Source organism: Candidatus Binatia bacterium, assembly GCA_029248525.1.
GTDB lineage: Bacteria > Desulfobacterota > Binatia > UBA12015 > UBA12015 > UBA12015.
In genome coordinates, this window is record JAQWJE010000057.1 from 1 (window position 1) to 17,271 (window position 17,271).

14 protein-coding genes are annotated in these 17,271 nt (G+C 60.2%); 5 read left to right on the forward strand and 9 right to left on the reverse strand.

Going from position 1 to position 17,271, the window contains the following annotated elements:
• The 5 genes from P8K07_17970 to P8K07_17990 form a co-directional block, all read right to left on the reverse strand.
• On the reverse strand, positions 1-214 hold a 214-nt coding region (locus tag P8K07_17970; GenBank protein MDG1960412.1), incomplete at its 3' end, for a thioesterase family protein.
• Between the two features lie 113 nt (positions 215-327).
• A complete protein-coding gene (locus tag P8K07_17975; protein MDG1960413.1) occupies positions 328-2,064 on the reverse strand; it encodes an SGNH/GDSL hydrolase family protein in 1,737 nt (578 codons plus the stop codon).
• The gene (gene hisS, locus P8K07_17980) at positions 2,061-3,344 is read right to left on the reverse strand and encodes a histidine--tRNA ligase (GenBank protein ID MDG1960414.1); all 1,284 of its coding nucleotides are present in this window, start codon (positions 3,342-3,344) and stop codon (positions 2,061-2,063) included. Before hisS ends, P8K07_17975 begins: the two co-directional genes overlap by 4 nt.
• Before the next feature lie 162 nt (positions 3,345-3,506).
• Positions 3,507-4,334, reverse strand: a complete 828-nt coding sequence (locus P8K07_17985) for an ion transporter (protein MDG1960415.1) — start codon at positions 4,332-4,334, stop codon at positions 3,507-3,509.
• An 80-nt stretch (positions 4,335-4,414) separates the two neighbouring features.
• Entirely contained in the window at positions 4,415-5,536 is a 1,122-nt protein-coding gene (locus P8K07_17990; protein ID MDG1960416.1) for an amidohydrolase family protein, read from the reverse strand.
• A 148-nt stretch (positions 5,537-5,684) separates the two neighbouring features.
• Between P8K07_17990 and P8K07_17995 the strand changes: the two genes are divergently transcribed.
• From P8K07_17995 to P8K07_18005, 3 genes are all read left to right on the forward strand, one after another.
• Positions 5,685-6,923 carry a hypothetical protein gene (locus tag P8K07_17995; GenBank protein MDG1960417.1) on the forward strand — a complete coding sequence of 413 codons (1,239 nt, stop codon included), beginning with the start codon at positions 5,685-5,687 and terminating at the stop codon, positions 6,921-6,923.
• Between the two features lie 139 nt (positions 6,924-7,062).
• Positions 7,063-8,952: a hydantoinase/oxoprolinase family protein gene (locus tag P8K07_18000; GenBank protein MDG1960418.1), complete on the forward strand. Its 1,890-nt coding sequence runs from the start codon at positions 7,063-7,065 to the stop codon at positions 8,950-8,952.
• Positions 8,949-10,523, forward strand: coding sequence for a hydantoinase B/oxoprolinase family protein (locus P8K07_18005; protein MDG1960419.1), 1,575 nt, complete (start codon positions 8,949-8,951; stop codon positions 10,521-10,523). Before P8K07_18000 ends, P8K07_18005 begins: the two co-directional genes overlap by 4 nt.
• On the opposite strand, the gene P8K07_18010 is transcribed toward P8K07_18005, so the two are convergent.
• Positions 10,524-11,927, reverse strand: a complete 1,404-nt coding sequence (locus tag P8K07_18010; protein MDG1960420.1) for a S41 family peptidase — start codon at positions 11,925-11,927, stop codon at positions 10,524-10,526.
• Between the two features lie 100 nt (positions 11,928-12,027).
• On the opposite strand from P8K07_18010, the gene P8K07_18015 reads away from it, so the two are divergent.
• Both P8K07_18015 and P8K07_18020 read left to right on the forward strand, forming a co-directional pair.
• The gene (locus tag P8K07_18015) at positions 12,028-13,392 is read left to right on the forward strand and encodes a phosphotransferase family protein (GenBank protein ID MDG1960421.1); all 1,365 of its coding nucleotides are present in this window, start codon (positions 12,028-12,030) and stop codon (positions 13,390-13,392) included.
• The gene (locus tag P8K07_18020; GenBank protein ID MDG1960422.1) at positions 13,389-14,162 is read left to right on the forward strand and encodes a zinc-dependent peptidase; all 774 of its coding nucleotides are present in this window, start codon (positions 13,389-13,391) and stop codon (positions 14,160-14,162) included. Before P8K07_18015 ends, P8K07_18020 begins: the two co-directional genes overlap by 4 nt.
• A 1-nt stretch (position 14,163) precedes the next feature.
• Here P8K07_18020 and P8K07_18025 read toward each other — a convergent pair whose 3' ends face one another.
• From P8K07_18025 to P8K07_18035, 3 genes are read right to left on the reverse strand one after another with little or no spacing between them, the layout of a single operon-like run.
• Positions 14,164-14,955 (reverse strand): SDR family oxidoreductase, encoded by a 792-nt coding sequence (locus P8K07_18025; protein MDG1960423.1) that lies wholly within the window; start codon positions 14,953-14,955, stop codon positions 14,164-14,166.
• Positions 14,956-14,981: 26 nt separating this feature from the next.
• A complete protein-coding gene (locus tag P8K07_18030) occupies positions 14,982-16,607 on the reverse strand; it encodes an ATP-binding protein (protein MDG1960424.1) in 1,626 nt (541 codons plus the stop codon).
• On the reverse strand, positions 16,604-17,185 hold the full coding sequence (locus P8K07_18035) for an NUDIX hydrolase (GenBank protein MDG1960425.1): 582 nt from the start codon (positions 17,183-17,185) through the stop codon (positions 16,604-16,606). The genes P8K07_18030 and P8K07_18035 overlap by 4 nt, the downstream gene beginning before the upstream one ends.
• Between the last annotated feature and the right edge of the window lie 86 nt (positions 17,186-17,271).

Sequence of the window (17,271 nt, forward strand, 5' to 3'; positions counted from 1 at the left end):
GTTGTTTGGGATTGCCGCGGTGCAGAAATTGCGCGTGGATCGAGTGCGGGCTTTTGCCCGAGACGGTCTGTGCGGCCGCAGAAAGCCCCTGCGCGAGAACGATGCCTCCAAATAGATGGTCGCCTGAGTCGAGTTGGCCGCTGGCCTGGTAGACATCCTTCGATATCTCCTGAAGTCCAAGTCGCTCAAGGAGCATGGCTGTCGAGGGGTGCATATTACGTCCTTACCAGAAATAGCTCAACGGACACTGCCAACCGCGGCGGGGGGGCGAATTACGATCCTCGAAGCCCACCCCTGTCTTGCTTTCAGCATCGGTTTCTCAGGTTTCTATTCGGCCGATCCAAAATCATCGGATTCCGCCACGCACTGTCCGAACCAGTTCAGACAGCGTTTTTCGTTTTTGCACGCTTCTGATTCGATGCAGTGAATGTGGCGTGAGGGGCGACAATTAAAGGACAATTCTCCGTCAAGTACGGGGAAAGCGTGACAGTTGCCGATCTGACGACATTCTTCGGATGCCATGCATTCCTTCTGGGCGGGGAAGTCCTTTTCATGCATCCCCTCTTGCAGAGGGATATTCCATGCGTCGGCCGCAGAATCTGCCGCGATCTGGGCACGGTTCTTCAATTCAGCGGGCAAAAGGCAGGCGGCTTCGGGAAGGAATCCGCGCAGGACAGAGTAGCTCTGACCACTCGCCGCTTTGATGCGTTCGCTATTACCTTTGTGGAAGCAAATGCGTGGGGGTGCGCACGCCGTTCCGTCGCGACAAGTTGTGGTTCCGTAAAGATGGGATAGCGCGGCTATCGCACGCAGATCATGGCCTTCTTTTGAAAGGTGTACGCCATCTGCAGCCAGAGCGTTCTCGGGAAAATTTGAGGCAAACTCGATCACAGAGTCCTTATCGAAAGTTTCTCGCAGCAATTGGTTCAGCTCTTCAGCGAGTTCCCGGGTGCCCGGTCGAGATCCCGTATAAGGGGCGAGGGTGGTTACGCGAAACCCCTTGCCCGCCAGTTTGGCGCGCTCGGCCATCCACAGATACTTCTCGAGTATTTCTTGAGGGGTCTTTGTTCCATGGCGCAGGTCGTTGATGCCAAAGGATGCAATGATGAGATCCACACCAGGCTCGCGAAGCGCGAGGGCAAGCTGGAGAGTTCCATCTTTGGGATGGCTTCCCAGGATCTGGCCGCCCATCACCGCGTAATTGAACACGCGTAATCGTGGGTCGGGAATGCGCGCAACGAGTTGATCGCACCAGTTCCGCAGGTGATTACTGAACGTATTGGAGTCGCCGAGGCAGGCGACGCCAAATGCGCCATCAGCTCCGGAATCCGAAAATTGGAATCCTTGATCGCTTTGCAGGAAATCCTCGAAAACCTCTATTTTTCTTGGTCGCCTTGAATCCCAGACGGCGGCGGAGGCAGGTTGGGTGGCCAGCAGGCCGACGATGAGGGAGTCCTCGATGAAAAATCGGGCACCGAGTGCGACTGCGGAGAGGTGGCCATCGTCTTCCTGGCTCATGCGAAAGAAGCTCTTCGGCCCATAGGCGCCGAGTCTAAAGCCGCCCTCCAGAAGCCGAATTGGATCAGGAAGAGTAAGCTCGTTCTCGATAACCCCCGAGCCGATCGAGATCTGAAGCAGGCGAGATTCTGCTTCTCGCGTGGCGACCCAGAGAGAGCCGTTGGCAAATATAGCCGTCGATACACCGCCGCGGATCTTCTGTTTCCAAATCAGTCGGAGATTGGGTTTGGGGTTGGACTGGAAGACAAAGAGGTCGGGGCCTTCCCTTGTCTCCAGTGCGACCAGCAGCCAGCGGTCGGAGGTGTCGATCGTGCGAACAAGCGCCCCCTGTGGCAGCTCGACCGAACCCGCAGGTTTTCCCGAGAGCACCAAGGGCGCCAAGCTGGGTACGAGGGAAACTGATCCTTCCGGCAGTGCTTCGGCAGCGACTGTGACATTTGCGAGTAGTGCCAGAGCAAGCAACGAGCCGGCGATTCCTCGTACAAAGAGTCGGGTCGAACTTGGCCATGCTCGGTCGAGTCGACTCCCGTGCAGAGCTGATTTCATTTTGGGTAAAGGGGCCAATCTGTTTGCTCGCCTGTGGAGAGTTCCTTCACGGCAGCTTTGCCTGCGGCGAGATCATCCGGGCCGATCAGAAAGACGCGGGAGGCGCCTTTGGCAGCCGCATCGGCAAAGACACGCTTGGGTTTCATCTTGCCAAGGATCAGTTCGACTTGTCGACCCTCGGCGCGGAGCTGTGTTGCCAGCTGTGCTGCGGCGATCTGTTCCGCTTCGGAGAAGGCAAAGACGATATCGTCCAGCTCCTGAGTTGGTTCGGGGAGAAGATTCTGGTCTTTTAGAAGCTCCGTGATGACGACATCTCCAAATCCGAATCCGACCGCAGGAATGGATTTCCCGCCAAGCGTTTCGAGCAGGCGGTCGTACCTTCCGCCGCCGCAAATGGCGCGCAATTCACCCTGTGCGTCGAAGGCTTCGAAAACAATCCCGGTGTAATAGGCAAGCCCGCGGACAACCGACGCATCAAAGATCACATCGTCAGCCACACCATAGGCTTCCAGAAGTTCAAAAAGCCGTTTCAAGTCCCGCAAGGCGGCCGACCCCTCACCGCCTGCCTCGGCCGCTTCGTCCAAATTCCGCGCACGCAGCATTTGGAGGACGCTTTCGGCCTCGGCAGGTTGCAAGCCAATGCTGCCCTCGGCGGCACACAGCATGTCGCGGACGGCCTCTTCTCCGATTTTATCCAGCTTGTCGATGATCACGCAAAGCGGGGCAAAGGCCTCTGGCCGCTCGGCGAGAACCCCCTGTCGCAGAGACTCTTCAAGGAGGGCACGACTATTGATCCGGACTTTGACAGTCCCGGCGGGCAAACCGAGCTCGCGGACAAGGGTCAGGAGCGCGGCAATCAGTTCGGCCTCGGCGGTCACGCCAGCCTCGCCCCAGATATCCATGTTCCACTGATAGTGTTCGCGCAGCCGCCCGCGTGTCATTCGCTCGTAGCGCCAATTCTGGGTGACGGTGAACCACCGCAGCGGAAGCTTGAGGCCTCCCGCACGCGCCATCACCATCCGAGCGACCGATGGGGTCATCTCCGGGCGCAGAGCCAGGTGTCTGTCGTGCAACTCGAAATGATAAAGCTGGTCGACAATTTCCTCGCCGGCCTTGCGCGTGAAAAGCTCAGCGTGCTCGAGGATCGGGGCGTCGACTTCCTCGAATCCGAATTTGCCCGCGACGCGGCGAAAATTCTCGAACAGCCAGGTCCGCTGACGCATTTCTTCCGGATAGAAGTCGCGGGTTCCGCGCGGGGCCTGTATCGAATTCTTCGCCACGAGCATATCGATACATCACGGTGGCCGGCTCTGCGAGGGCCGCGATGGAGAAGCCAGACTGGATCGGATTCGGCGCGAAGTTGCCCCGAGCCGCCTCTCCCGGTTGGAATTCCGTCCTTACGAGCCTTCCCCCAACCTGCACGCGGCCGCCAAATCAGCAGTCTAGAGAGTGGCGCCGCAATATTTACAATTGGTCGCGTCGCTATCGTGTCCCTCGCGCGAACATTCGCGACAATATTGAGAGGTGGGGACATGGTTTTTGGCGCGAGCCAATTCTGCGGACAGAATTCCGGTGGGAACAATGATCAAGCTGTAGCCGAGGATCATCATGGCGACCGACATCAACTGACCGGCGGGGGTCTGGGGTGTCACGTCACCGTAGCCCACTGTCGTCAGGGTCACGACCGCCCAGTACATTCCGACGGGAATCGAGGTGAATCCGTTCTCGGGGCCTTCGATGAGATACATCAATGCACCCATCAGGACGATGGAAATCAATGCAGTGACCAGGAATACGGTCATTCGGGCGCGCGCTGCATAAAGACTTTCTCGCAAGGCTCGTTCTTCCGACATGAAGCGAGCCAGCTTGAAAATACGAAAGATGCGCAGGAGCCGGAGCGCTCGGAGCAGGAGCAAGGACTCGGCTCCCGGCAGAAGAAGGCTCGCATAGGTCGGCAGGACCGCGAAGAGATCGATGATACCAAAGAAGCTGGTCGCGTAGCGAAGTCGATTCTGGACGCAGATCAGGCGCAGCAAATATTCGATCGAGAAGAGGATCGTGAAGAACCATTCAGCGGCGGTAAGCAGCGAGTGGTGTCTGTTCGCGATGCTCTCGACAGTGTCGAGACTCACCACGGCGATACTTGCGATGATGGCGAGGATCAATGAGGTATCAAAGACGCGGCCTGCGCGAGTATCAGCCTCGAAGATGATCTCGTGGAGATGTTCGCGCCATCCCTCAGGGCGCGCGGCCGCAATCTGGTCTCGCATGGAGATGACGTTCGCGACGTTTGCTGTTGATGTCAATGAGCGGCGATCGGAGTGGCTCCCGGAAGGCGGAGGGCGGTGTATCAGTCGAGAGCGATTCCATAGAGCTCGGCTGTATTCTCGCAGGTCATCCGCCGTGCCTCTGCCTGGGGCACATCGGCGAAATGCTTCTCGATATATTCCCGTGAGGTCGGCCACGAACTATTCACATGGGGGTAGTCGCTCGACCACAGGATGTTGTTGACCCCGATGATGTCGCGATTGCGGATCCCGACAACATCATCGATGAAGGTCGCAAAGACCTGGCGATGAAAATAGAAGCTCGGCTTTTCGATCAACTCCGACTTGGTATGATGCCGATGTTTTTCCCAGACCAGATCCATCCAGGGAATTAAAAAAGCCATCCAACCGATGCCGCTTTCCACCGAGACCAGTTTCAGATTCGGATGGCGTTGAAGGGCCCCCGAGAGGATGAAACTTGCCAGCGGTTCTGACATCGCGGACTTGTTGACGCTGATATTGACCATCACGTCGTGATCCAGACCGCGTGTGATCGGGCGGGTACCGAGGTGGAAATGAATCGGCATGGAACGCTCGGCAAGAGCCTCCCATAATGGTTCGTAAACATCCGAGGTATAGGGCTGATCTTCTGCAGGGGATTCGCGGTAGGCGGGGACTGCCGGAAGCAGGACGCCGCGTAAACCCATTTGCGCGCAGCGATCCGTTTCAGCCACGGCAAGCTCGATATCCCAGGCGGGAATTTCGCCAATACCGATCAGTCGGCTCGGGTAGCGCAGGCAAAACTCGGCGATCCAGTCGTTGTAGGTCCGCATCATCGCAAACCGCAGGGCGCGATCCTCGCATTGAATCGCGACGCCGCCGCCCGAGCCGCTGCCAAAGAGGACTTGCGCATGGACGCCATCGAAATCCATATCCTCGATCCGAGCATCGGGGTCCCAACCCCCTTTGCGCCCCTCCTGTTTGGTGCGTGCCAGCAAGCGGATATCCTTTGCGTCGACACCGGCCGCGGCATCCAATGCGATGAAGGGTCGGGACGTTCCTTCAAAGACGAGCCTTTCGCGGCCTTTATGTTCCTCCACGCGCGGGGCGCGTGCGCGCCACTTGGGCGGCAGGCGCTCGCCGTACATCAAAGGCGGGGGGTTTACGTGGTCGTCGGCGGAAATAATGGGATAGCTTTTCTCCATGGGATTTCCTCCCACTTATACGGAGAAAGCAGTCTGCATGCGAGGTGGCATAGCCTGGGCTTTTTTGATGACTTTTCTCGCTTGATCTGGGGAACAGACCGCGTGCATTCGGCTTGTCGTTGGCAGAATTTTGCGCAAGAACGAGAGGATGAATACCCCCATCTATTCATTGATCGCCGCATCGATTTTTTTGGCCGCTTGCAGCGGCAGCAGTTCCGAAAACCTGCCGGCAACCAAGGGCCCGGGGCAGGGCGCCTGGGAGTTGGTCGCACCCTCGGCTGTCGCCGAGGATTGTCAGTTGGATCCGGACCTTCTCGCGCAAGCCGATGCCCTTCTGGATAGCCCCTGGGCGGTGATCCGCTACGGCAAACTCTGCCACGAATATTATCCCGATGGCGGGGACGCACCGAGCGAAGTCTATTCCACCACCAAGACCCTCAGCGCGGTCGTGATGGGCATGGTGGAATACCAATCGAGGGATTTCGTACGCAATGGCCGCAAGACCGGGCCGTTGAAGGACTCCGACCGAGTGGATCATTGGTTGGACGATTTCAGCTTTAATCCGGAGGCAAAGATCGGCCATGTTCTGTCGATGGTTGCTTATAATGAGGATCTGCGTCCCGGCAGCCGACCTCACGATTACGATGCAAATGGTAACCGCGAGATTAATCGGCTCAGTGATGTGATGAATACCGTGATCGCCCAAGATCCGGAACGATTGGGAAATAACCTCGAGGAATTTGCTCAGAGGTTTTTGTTCGAACCTCTGGGGATGAACAACTCGGTCTGGTCGGATGGCAGCCCGGATAAAATTCTCGCCTATTCCTGGGACTCGACCGTACGCGATATGGGCCGGCTGGGTCTTTTGATCGTGAACGACGGAGTTTGGGCGGGCGAGCGTTTGTTGAGTCCGGAGTGGATCGACAAGATCACGCACCCGGGCCTCGAGGATTCCAACACCGCCTACGGCTACCTGACGTGGCTGAGTTCGAATTCCAACTACAACTTTGGCGGCATTCTTGGCGGCGCGTATTTTAACAATCCTCTGGATGCGTGCTCGCCGGCTGCGATCTGGCCTGCTGAGGAATACCCGCACGGAATCTCCGAGTCGACCGATTGCGGCTACACCTCCGAGTGGAGTTGCGAGCAGGAGTATGATGTCGGCAGCTGGTCGGCTCTCGGTTATGGGGGTCAACTGATTGTTGGCCACCCTGGCCTGGATCTGGTGCTGGTGGTCAAGGATCTAGGCGATACGGCCTTTGCCGGTAGCGTCTGGGGCCCGGTGCGGCCAGCGCTCATCGAACTCGATCCGGTCTATCAGGGCGACCAGGACGCCTTTTGTGAGGCCTACGCCGCCGGATCCTACGCACCGGATCTGCAAAAATAGCGGCACTCCCAAGTGTTCGGGTTCTCGGTTCGAGGGGGAAGTTCGGGGCCCTCGCTCCTGAAGCATCCCTCGACATATCCGGACTTGGTGGTCGGTGAGGAAACTGTGTCGGGTATGCGCTAGACTATCGCTCGTGCCGATGCGTGCAGGGATTGATTCGGGGGGAACCTTCACTGATGCGGTGGGGATCACCGATCAGGGCGAGGTGCGCTGCGCCAAGGTGCCCTCGACACCCGAGAATCCGGCTGCCGGAACGCGGGCGGCATGGGAGGCACTGAACGATGTCGGCAGTTTCGGTCTGGGCGAACTCCGCCACGGGACCACGGTGCCGACCAACGCCTTGCTCGAGCGCCGCGGGGCGCGCACCGCCTTGATCACCAACCGTGGTTTTCGCGACGTGATCGAAATCGGCAGGCAACGCCGCCCGGACCTCTATGACCTCAGCGTCGACCGGGCAGAGCCTCTGGTGCCCGAGTCGCTGCGGCTGGAGGTCGGTGGTCGTATCGCCGCCAACGGCGACGAGATCGAGCCGCTGGACCTGAGCGGTCTTGCCGAGTCGTTGCGGGAACAGAAGCCCGAGGCGGTCGCGATCGCTCTGTTGCACGCCTATGCCTCACCGGTGCATGAGAAAGCCATCGCCGTAGCACTGGCCGAGGACTATCTGGTGGTGCCCTCGCATCGGGTGGCCAATGAGTTTCGCGAATATGAGCGGACCTCCACGGCCGTCATGCATGCCTACCTGAGTCCCGGCACCACAAACTATCTGGAAGAACTGACCCGGGATACACGCTTGCCCGAAAACCTTCTGATCATGCGATCGTCGGGCGGTCTGGCGGCGATTCGTGACCTGGCAGGCCGTCCGGCCGATGCCTTGCTCTCGGGCCCGGCCGCTGGCGCATTGGCGGCCGCCGACGTGGCTCGCAGCGCGGGATTCGAGACCGCCGTCGGCTTTGATATGGGCGGGACGTCTACCGATGTGGTTCTGATTCGCGAGGGTCTGCCCGAGCTACGATCGTTGACCGAAGTCGGTGGCCTGCCGTGCCTGGCACCTGCGCTCGCCATCCATACCGTCGGCGCCGGAGGCGGCAGCATTGCGCGTCTGGATGCCGGTGGTGCCCTGCATGTCGGGCCTGCGTCTGCCGGGGCGCGACCCGGCCCGGCGGCCTACGGCCACGGCGGTGAGCACCCCACGGTGACTGACGCCAATCTGGCGCTCGGGCGTCTGGAGTCTCTGGTGGGTGGCGGCATGGCAATGGATTCGGATGCGGCCCAGCGCGCGCTTGCGCCGTTGGGCCACGATGGTGCGCGGTCGGTAACCCGAATCGTCGAGGCCAATATGGAACGCGCCTTGCGCGAAGTGACCGTCCAGCAGGGGGTGGACCCCTCGGAGGCAGCGATCATCGCCTTTGGTGGCGCAGGCGGGCTGCATGCCGCCCAGTTGTGCGAGAACCTCGGGGCCGCCTGCGTGATCGTGCCGCCCCTCTCGGGCCTGCTTTCTGCTGCAGGACTGCTGGCGGCACCTGTCCGCGCCGATCGCAGCCGCACCGCACCCGGGCTCGCCGCCGACTTCTCGTTTGCCGACGTGGAGCCCGAATGTGCGGCCGTCGCAGCGGATCTGTCGGCAACGACTGCGGGCAAACCGACTGTCTCGGCCTATGTCGATTGTCGCTACGTGGGCCAGAGCCACGAGCTGCGAGTGCCGGTTGCTGCCGGCGACGACGCATCCGTGCTGATTGATCGTTTCCATGCCCAGCACGAACAGCGAAACGGCTACCGTCGCTCCGAGGCACCGGTGGAGGTCGTCACGCTGCGCGCGGTGGCCGAGGTAGCTTCGGACCTGCGCGTTGCCGAAATTCTGGAACAAGTACATCCGAGCGGCCGCGCCGGATTGCGCGTCGGCGAGGTGCGGGAGGGGCCGCTGCTGCTGACCGAAGACCAGGCCACGACATGGGTTCCGGAAGGGTTTCACGTCCGCTTGGATGAACGCGGCAATCTGATCCTCGAGTCGCGTGGGCGGGGTGCCTCATGAGCGAGTTTTCTTCGGCTGACATCGGCGTCTGGCAGAGTCGCTTCTCGGGGATCTGCGATGAGATCGGCGCGGCTCTCAAGCGTGCTGCCTACTCGCCGAACGTGAAGGAACGCGAGGATTTCTCGTGCGCGCTCTTTACCCCCGCCGGCGAATTGGTCGGGCAGGCCGAACATATCCCGGTCCATCTCGGATCGATGGCGGCATCGGTGGCGGCCGCCATCGCTGCCTTCGAGGATCTGCAACCGGGCGATCAGGTCGTGGTCAACGACCCGTTCCACGGGGGAACGCATCTGAACGACATCACGTTTGTCGCACCCGTGCATGATGGGGAGGGCAGGCTGCTGGGCTACGTGGCCAACCGCGCGCACCATGCCGATGTTGGTGGCTCGGTACCCGGCAGTCTGAGCGCCGAGGCGGTCGATTCTGTGGCCGAAGGTTTGGCCTTGCCGCCGGTGCGCGCGGTGCGCGGCGGTTTTTGGGAGCCCGATATCCGTCGCATCCTTCTGGCGAATACGCGCACGCCCGACGAGCGTGCCGGTGACCTGGACGCGCAATGGGGTGCGAACCGCATGGGCGCCGCCCGGATTGTCGCGCTGGTGAATCGCCATGGTCTGGATGCGGTGGCCGAGGCCATGCAGAACGTTTGCGACCATGCCGAGCGTTGTATGCAAAGCGAGCTTGCCGCAGCCTTTGGGGGGATCTCCGATCCTCTGGTGGCGGAGGATTTCCTTGAGGCCGCCACCGGCGATCCGGTGCGCGTGCAAGTGGAAATCCGCTGGGAGCCGCGCGGTCTGGTGGCAGATTTTCGCGGGAGCGGCGCCGCGCGGCCCGGAGTCCCGAGCGCGGTGCGTGCGGTGACGCGCGCATGTCTGGAGTTTGCCGCGCGCACGATTACCTCGTCGGATGTGCCACGCAATGGAGGTGCCTCCCGCCTACTGCATCTGGAAACCGAACCGGGTGCTGTCGTCGATGCGCTGGCACCGATGCCCGTGGGTGTCGGGAATGTCGAGGCCTCGCAACGGATTGCCGATGTCCTTCTGGCTGCATTGGGTCCGGGGTTTCCAGACCGTGTCGGTGCGGGCTCGCAGGGGACCATGAATAATCTGCTGATCGGCTCGGTACCCGGCGCACCTCGGAACTTTGTCTACTACGAAACGATCGGCGGGGGGCAAGGCGGGCGGCCGGAACAGGCCGGGCAGAATGGCATCCATACCGGGATGACCAATACCGCCAACACGCCGGTGGAGGCTCTCGAGCATGCCTTTCCACTTATGGTCGAGTCCTACCGGTTGCGTTCGGGCAGCGGCGGCGCAGGGGCTTTTTCGGGGGGCGAGGGCATCGAACGCACGTTGCGTCTGGAGGCCGATAGTCAGGTTACGTTGTTGGCCGGGCGTCGAGCCACCGGGGCATCGGGCATGGCAGGCGGGGCGCCGGGAGCACCTGGCCTGGATGAATACCGTCTCCCCGGTGGTACGCCCCAGATCTTCCCGCCGCTATCCACCCGTCGACTCCCTGCAGGCACGCGGGTGATTGTGCGGACTCCCGGTGGTGGTGGCCGCGGCCGGCCTTGATCAGAGAATCCCGTCCAGACGTTTATGTTCGCCGAGGTAGTTTTGCGGCAGCGGGCCCGCGCTTGCGGGGGCAGCGAGTGTTTCGGTCGGACACGATCGGGTCGTGAGCAACGCCAGGGCTGTAGCCAGGCTGGCCTCATCGGGATTGCCCAGAGGTGTTTCCCAGCCGTCGCGGGCCCGACAATTCACGGGAATGCCGGAGAAATAGCCCCCGTCTCTGTCGGCATTTTCCAGAGAGAGCGCCACGGTGCGCAGCCGGCGTTCTCCGTCGCAGTAGTCCTGAGCAATCTGTCCGACCGGTTTTCCGTAGGTAGGCGTGCCGACCACAGCCACGCGGATGTCTTCGGGGTAGGGCTTCAGGCTATGGAGCAGAAGCTCGCTTGCGGAAGCCGTCTGCTGCGTGGTCAAAAATACGATGTCGGTAAAGGAGCCCTCCACCAGAGACTCGTCGCGGTAGCGGGCGCGGAACTCTCCGATTCCATTTCTTTCTTGATTCTGCTCGTTAAAGCGAATGTAGTACATAATCTTGCCGCGCAAGCGGCTGCCGGCGACCATGCCGGCCAGCGCTTCGGCAACGGCGAGCGAACCACCACCATTGTAGCGGAGATCGATGACGATTTTGCGTACCGCGGATCGGTTGAAGCGCTCGATGGCTGCGGCAAATGCATTGACTGCCGGGGGGACAAAAGAGCGCAGCCGCATGTAGCCGATGGATTCGCCTCGGATGGAAAGGATTTCGGAGTCCGGTAGGGGATTGACCGCGAAGTTGGCAACCGCGACCGAGAAAGGTCCCTGCGCATTTCCCTGCGGATCTCTGAAGCTCAGCGCACGCGTCGTGCCCTCCCGAATATTGGGGTAGCCCAGCGCGGCAGTTAGCGAGCCCGGGTCTGAAAACGAGCTGACGCGAACATCATCGATCGCCACCAGTTCCCAACCACGACGGACTCCTGCTTGATGCATCGGTCCTCCCTCGATCGTTTCCTTAACGATCAAGCGTCGCGAATCTGCGGTCAAAAGGAACGAGAACCCATAGCTCAATGCCTGCCCTGCGTTTTGACGATCCTCTGCCTCAGGTGAAGTAATATAGGAAAACCCTCGATCGTATTGTCCGGGTTGCCAGCGCAGGGCGGCGACGACGGCCTCATCGTTCGGGTACTCTCTCGTCTGGAGCTCTGCGTATTTTTCCTGCTGCAGCGACTCGTCGTTCCAGAGATAATCTTGCTCGAAAATCTCGAGCACGCGATCTTTTCCGCGTCCCTGGGCACAGCTGGGCTCGGAGCTGGGAGGCTTGGAGGTATTGTTCTGCGCCCCCGATCCCCCTCCGCAGCCGGTCAGCGCCATGGAAATCAGACCCACCGCAATCAGGTGGCTGGGGGCAAGCGACGATTGGTGGGGTCGATGCATGACTCCAAACTATCTGCCTCGAATTTAGGTGTCGATGAAAAGCTTTTCGGAATTGCGCAAATGCTTTGCCGTTACGCCAAGGACTCGATATCCGAAGACCATGGCACAAGAATCAAAACCCGAATTCAATGCAGAAGATCTGGCTCCGGAATGGAGGCGCGCGATCGCTTACGTCGAAGAACATGTGGGTGGGCGCGTGGTTCGTGCCGAGAGGCAGGCGCGCTGGCGGCCGGCCTGGTTTTTCGACGTCGAGACCTCGGGCGGGATTGTCCCCATCTATTTTCGAGGCGCGCGAGGCGAAGCCGGTCTGGGGGTCTATACGCTGGACCACGAAGGTGCGGTTCTGGAGGTTCTTGCCGAAAATGGAGTGCCTGTCCCGAAAGTCTGGGGCGTGTGTAGTGACCCACCCGGTCTGGTCCTCGAGCGTTCTCCGGGTCGCGCGAATCTGGCGACTGCCGAAAGTGAAGAAGAGCGGACCACAGTCTTTCGGGAGTACATGGAATGGCTGGCGAAGATGCATGAAATCGATCTGGCCGATTTCGAAGCCCGCGGGCTGACGCGGCCGCCGGATGAGGCTACGCGTGCGCTTGGCGACCTTGCCTCCTGGGAGAAAGCTTATCGCGGGAACAAGGTCCGACCCGAACCGATGATTGAGTTTGTGCTTGCTTGGCTGAAGCGGCATATGCCGCAAGACCGTGACGAGACCACCTTCCTCTGCGGCGACGCCGGCCAGTTCATCTTCGAAGACGGGCATATGACCGCCGTGCTCGATCTGGAGTTGGCGTATCTCGGGGATCCCGCCGCCGATCTGGGTGCCCTTTTCGGCCGCACCTTGAGCGAGCCACTGGGAGATTTGCTCGCCGGGATTCGCCACTACGAATCTTGTCGGGGCATTGAGGTAGACCCGCGCGTGGTGCAATACCACGCTGTCCGCTTCGGGATTTGCACACCCCTGGCGGTTTCACACCTCTGTGCCGAGCCGCCCCCGGGGCTGGTGTACGCCCAATACCTTGGTTGGTACGTAGTCTATGGCCGGGCTTCGCTGGAATGGATCGCCGGCTTGATGGGGATTGATCTGGAGGCTCCCGCCGATCCGGTGGCTGAGGCTTCCATGTACGCGCCGGCGTTTTCCTCGATGCGTGCGGCGCTGCAGCCCAAGCCGGAGGACTCGACGTTCGCTGCTTTCGAGAAAGATTGTATCGATCGCAGCGCGATCTACCTGCAACGCGCCGATCAATATGGTGCTGCAATCGAGCAGGCGAATCAGGCGGAGGCCCTGGTGCTTCTGAATTCTGCCGAACCGGTTTCCGACGAGCAGCTTGAGGCTCTGGTCGCACGGGAGGATCCGGCAAACGATGAGGCCTTGATTCGCTTCTTTCATCGGCGCTTGTTGCGCCAGGAGTTTCTGCTGTCCCCGGCGATGCGGGAGCTCGAAAATATCGAGATTCCCCGGTTGATCGGATGATGAAATGGTGGCGCAAGCGCCGCCGAGCGCGTGTGCAGGCCCGGCCGTTTCCCGCGCAATGGCGCGAGATTGTTGAGAGGAACTTTGGGCTTTTTGCTTCTCTTACCTCGGTGGAGCAGGACGATCTGATTAATCGGATGAAGGTCTTTCTGGCCGAGAAGAAATTCGAAGGCTGCGGTGGCCTCGAGATGACCGACGAAATTCGGGTGACGGTCGCGGCGCAGGCCTGCCTGCTTTTGCTGCATCAGGAGGACCCGCACTACTACCCCCATTTGATGACGATCCTGATCTATCCTCATGCCTATGTGGCCAGCCAGAAGCGGGTCCTCGCGGGAGGCATCGTGGTCGAGGAGCCATCGGCCCGCCTTGGTGAGTCCTGGGTGCGCGGCGTGGTGGTGCTTTCGTGGGACGATGTGCGCTCGGGGGCTTCGTGCGCAAACGACGGGCATAACGTCGTGTTGCATGAGTTCGCACATCAACTCGATCAGGAAGACGGTGTTTCTGACGGCGCGCCGATTCTGGAGCAGCGCAGTCACTATGTCGCCTGGGCGCGCGTTCTGGGCGCCGAGTTCGAGGATCTTCGCTCGCGTCTGGATCGTGGGCGGAGCACCGATATTGATCCCTATGCCGCCACAGACCCCGCCGAGTTCTTCGCTGTTGTGACCGAGGCGTTTTTCGAGAAGCCAAAATCGCTGCGCCGCAAGCACCCGGAGCTATACGAGGAGTTGTCGGCTTACTACGCTCAGGATCCGGCCGGTTGGGGGCGGTAGGCTATTTCATCGTGGTCCGTCGAACCTGACGTCGCATGAAGCCCGGGGCCAGCGCGCGCACCACGTAGCCTGCTTGAATAAAAGCAGGGTGCGTCAGCTCACGATCTCCGCGCTTCAGGGCGCGAATGATTTTTTCGATGAGGCTTTCGACCGAGACCATGCTGTTTTTAGCGACAGGTGGCATCCGTTGCAGTGCCTCTTCGTCGAAGAAAGGCGTACGAATGGCACCGGGGCAGACCGTCAGCGTATGAATGCCGTGTTCCTCAAGCTCAAGAGAGATGGACTCGGCCAATCCGACCATGGCGAACTTGCTCGCCGCGTAGGCGGATTCGTCCGGTGGGGCAATTTTGCCGGCAACCGAGGCGATGAACACAAGCCAACCTTCGCGACGTTGGACCATCTGCGGGACCAGAGCCTTGGTGACATACAGAGATCCGAGATAATTGACTCGCATCATGCGCTCCATATCGTCCACGTCCCAGTCGAGGAAGCGACGATGGTGGCCGTAGCCGGCATTGTTGACCAGGAGATCAATACCACCGAACGCCTCACTCAGTTTGTGGCAGGCCCTCTCGGCTTCCAGTCTTTCCGCGATATCGGCAACCGCAAACGCTGCCTCGCCGCCCAAGGAGCGAATCTCCTGGGCGAGAACTTCCAATTCGGATTCGCGCCGCGCGACGAGCGCGAGGCGTGCATTCTGTTTCGCCAATTCCAGCGCCAGAGCTCGACCAATACCGCTGGATGCACCGGTGATCAGAACGCGTCGGTCGCGAAAAGAGGTTAATTGACTCATGGGAAATACAGCTCCGACGTTCTCATCTAAGGCTTGGTTCCTGCCAATGTCCGCAGTCGAAGCGGCAGACGCACGGTAAAGAGGGAACCCTGACCGGGCTCGCTGGTAGCGTCAATTGTTCCACCCAGAAGTTCGACGTACCGTTCTACGAGGTGCAAGCCCAGCCCGGCACCACCGACTTTTCGGGTCAGCGGGTCGGCACCCTGCCGGAAGGGTTCAAAAACGAAATTTAAAGTATCCGCGGTCATTCCTTCGCCAGTATCGCGAATCGAAAAGCAGATTCCATCTTGGGTCTCTTCGGCTCTGAGCAGGACAAATCCGTCGGTGGTAAACTTGAAGGCATTGGAAAGCAGGTTCCGAACGATGACCTCTATCTTTCCCCGGTCGGAAAAAATCAGGGGGAGATCGTCTGAAATCTGCGTTTGGTAGTCGACCCCGGCGGCCGCGTGCGGGACTGCACCTTCTGCGGCAATCCGCTCGAATAATTGCCGGAGGTCGATCTCTTCGAGGGCCATCGGCATCTCGCCCGAGTCGAGTTGGCTGAGGTTCAGTGTCTCGTTGATCAACTCAAGCAGGGCGGCACCGCTTCGCTCGATGCGCCGCAGGCTGTCTCGCTGTTCATCGTTCACGCTGCCGAAAGCCTCATCGAGCATGAGGTCCGCATAGCCGAGAACTACGTGCAGCGGCGTCCGGAGTTCATGGGACATGGTCGCGACAAACTCGCTCTTGAGCCTGCTGGCAGCGCCAAGAGCTTTGACGAGATTCGCATTTTCGAGTCCGTAAGCGAGACGTCGCGCGACGGCTCGCGAAAGTCTCAGCTGATGCCGTTCCAGAAGGGATTCATTGCTGTCTCGAGCGAGGAGAAGGACTCCGAGAACCTGGTTGTCCGTATGAAGCGGAGCGGCGATAAACTGGCCAATTCGCAGGGGCTGCCAGAGAGAGATCGGCAGAAAGTCCTGATCATTCATGTCGTGGCACATGACGCCACGCTCTTTGCGCATGAGTTCGGCAAAGCTTTGATCCCGTCCCAGGCGGATGCCGCTCAGAAGCTGACGATCTTCTTTGGTGCCGCCAATGAAGGGCTGGGGTTTGAAGGCGCGTTCGCTTTCCTCCCATAGGAAAAGTGCCGAGATCGTAGCGCGGGCGGCCTCGTGAAGCATGCCGAGGGCACGTTCGGCCATAGACTCTGTATTGTCGCGCAGGGCAAGGGCTTCGTCGACGGAGAGAAGGGTCCTCGCACGGAGGCTCCGAATGTGCTCGGCGGTTACGTCCTCCCGGATGAGCAAAATATGGTTGCCGACGGCCCCCGTCGGAAAAAGATGCAGACGAAAATATTTTTGGCCCGGCAGGCCCGGCACACTGTACTCGAGTTGGAAATCGGAAGGAGGCTGACCCTGCAGCGAAATTTCTTTCAGCGCTGCGGCGAGGGCCAGAGCTTGCTCCTGATGATCGAGATGGGAGCGCCAGCGATCAAGGTAGTTTTCGCCACAAACGGCGTCGCCCGGGCGCTTTCCTCCGGAGGCGGCTTCGAGATTTCGCCAGGCGCGATTGACCTGAACGACAGTCCCTTTGGTGTCGAGGATGGCGATCGCCTGCGGGAGCGCTTCCAGCGCGGCCGCCGAAAGATCGATACTTTTCGATTCGGTCGTCACGGGTTGGATACGCCTCGTTGCAGGCTCAAGTAGTGAAATGCACAAAGAACCAATGCGTGGGAAATTTTCCCGCTTTGAATCAGGTCCGGTATGCTGCTGAGCGGGGCGAGCAGCACCTCGGTTTCTTCGGTTGTATCGAAATTGGTCGCACCCCGGAGCGTGCAGTCGTGGGCCACGAACATATGGCAGCGATTGCCCTGAATGGCAGGATTGGGGTGTGCGATGCCGAGGGGTTCGACCCGAGCCGAATCGTATCCAGTTTCCTCGCGCATTTCCCGGAGTGCGCCATCCCCGGGTGACGGATCTTCCGGATCGAGCATCCCACCGGGTATTTCCAGTGTGAAGTCCTCGACGCCATGACGAAATTGGCGAATCAGGACGACTTCGCCAGCGGATGTGAGAGGAACGATATTGACCCAATCTCCGGTCTCGAGAACGAAAAAGTCGTGCCGCTGGCCGGTTCTTGGGGAGCGACTGGTGTTTTTGCGGACGCCGAAGATGCGATTTTGCGTCAGCTTTTCGGAATCGAGGCGTTGCCAGCGACCGAGTCGCCCGGGTCCTTGATAAATACCGCTCATGGGAAGTTCCTTATTTAGGACAAAATAGGGCATCCTGCCATGGACGCGGGGCGGATCTCTTGAGAGTGCCGGATTGACGCCGTAAA

Coding starts and splice junctions, on each gene's coding strand:
- P8K07_18025 (MDG1960423.1), bottom strand. CDS start 14,955: ATGAGTCAATTAACCTCTTTTCGCGACCGACGCGTTCTGATCACCGGT.
- P8K07_18005 (MDG1960419.1), top strand. CDS start 8,949: ATGAGCGAGTTTTCTTCGGCTGACATCGGCGTCTGGCAGAGTCGCTTC.
- P8K07_17985 (MDG1960415.1), bottom strand. CDS start 4,334: ATGCGAGACCAGATTGCGGCCGCGCGCCCTGAGGGATGGCGCGAACAT.
- P8K07_17990 (MDG1960416.1), bottom strand. CDS start 5,536: ATGGAGAAAAGCTATCCCATTATTTCCGCCGACGACCACGTAAACCCC.
- P8K07_18015 (MDG1960421.1), top strand. CDS start 12,028: ATGGCACAAGAATCAAAACCCGAATTCAATGCAGAAGATCTGGCTCCG.
- P8K07_18000 (MDG1960418.1), top strand. CDS start 7,063: ATGCGTGCAGGGATTGATTCGGGGGGAACCTTCACTGATGCGGTGGGG.
- P8K07_18020 (MDG1960422.1), top strand. CDS start 13,389: ATGATGAAATGGTGGCGCAAGCGCCGCCGAGCGCGTGTGCAGGCCCGG.
- P8K07_17975 (MDG1960413.1), bottom strand. CDS start 2,064: ATGAAATCAGCTCTGCACGGGAGTCGACTCGACCGAGCATGGCCAAGT.
- P8K07_18035 (MDG1960425.1), bottom strand. CDS start 17,185: ATGAGCGGTATTTATCAAGGACCCGGGCGACTCGGTCGCTGGCAACGC.
- P8K07_18010 (MDG1960420.1), bottom strand. CDS start 11,927: ATGCATCGACCCCACCAATCGTCGCTTGCCCCCAGCCACCTGATTGCG.
- P8K07_17995 (MDG1960417.1), top strand. CDS start 5,685: ATGAATACCCCCATCTATTCATTGATCGCCGCATCGATTTTTTTGGCC.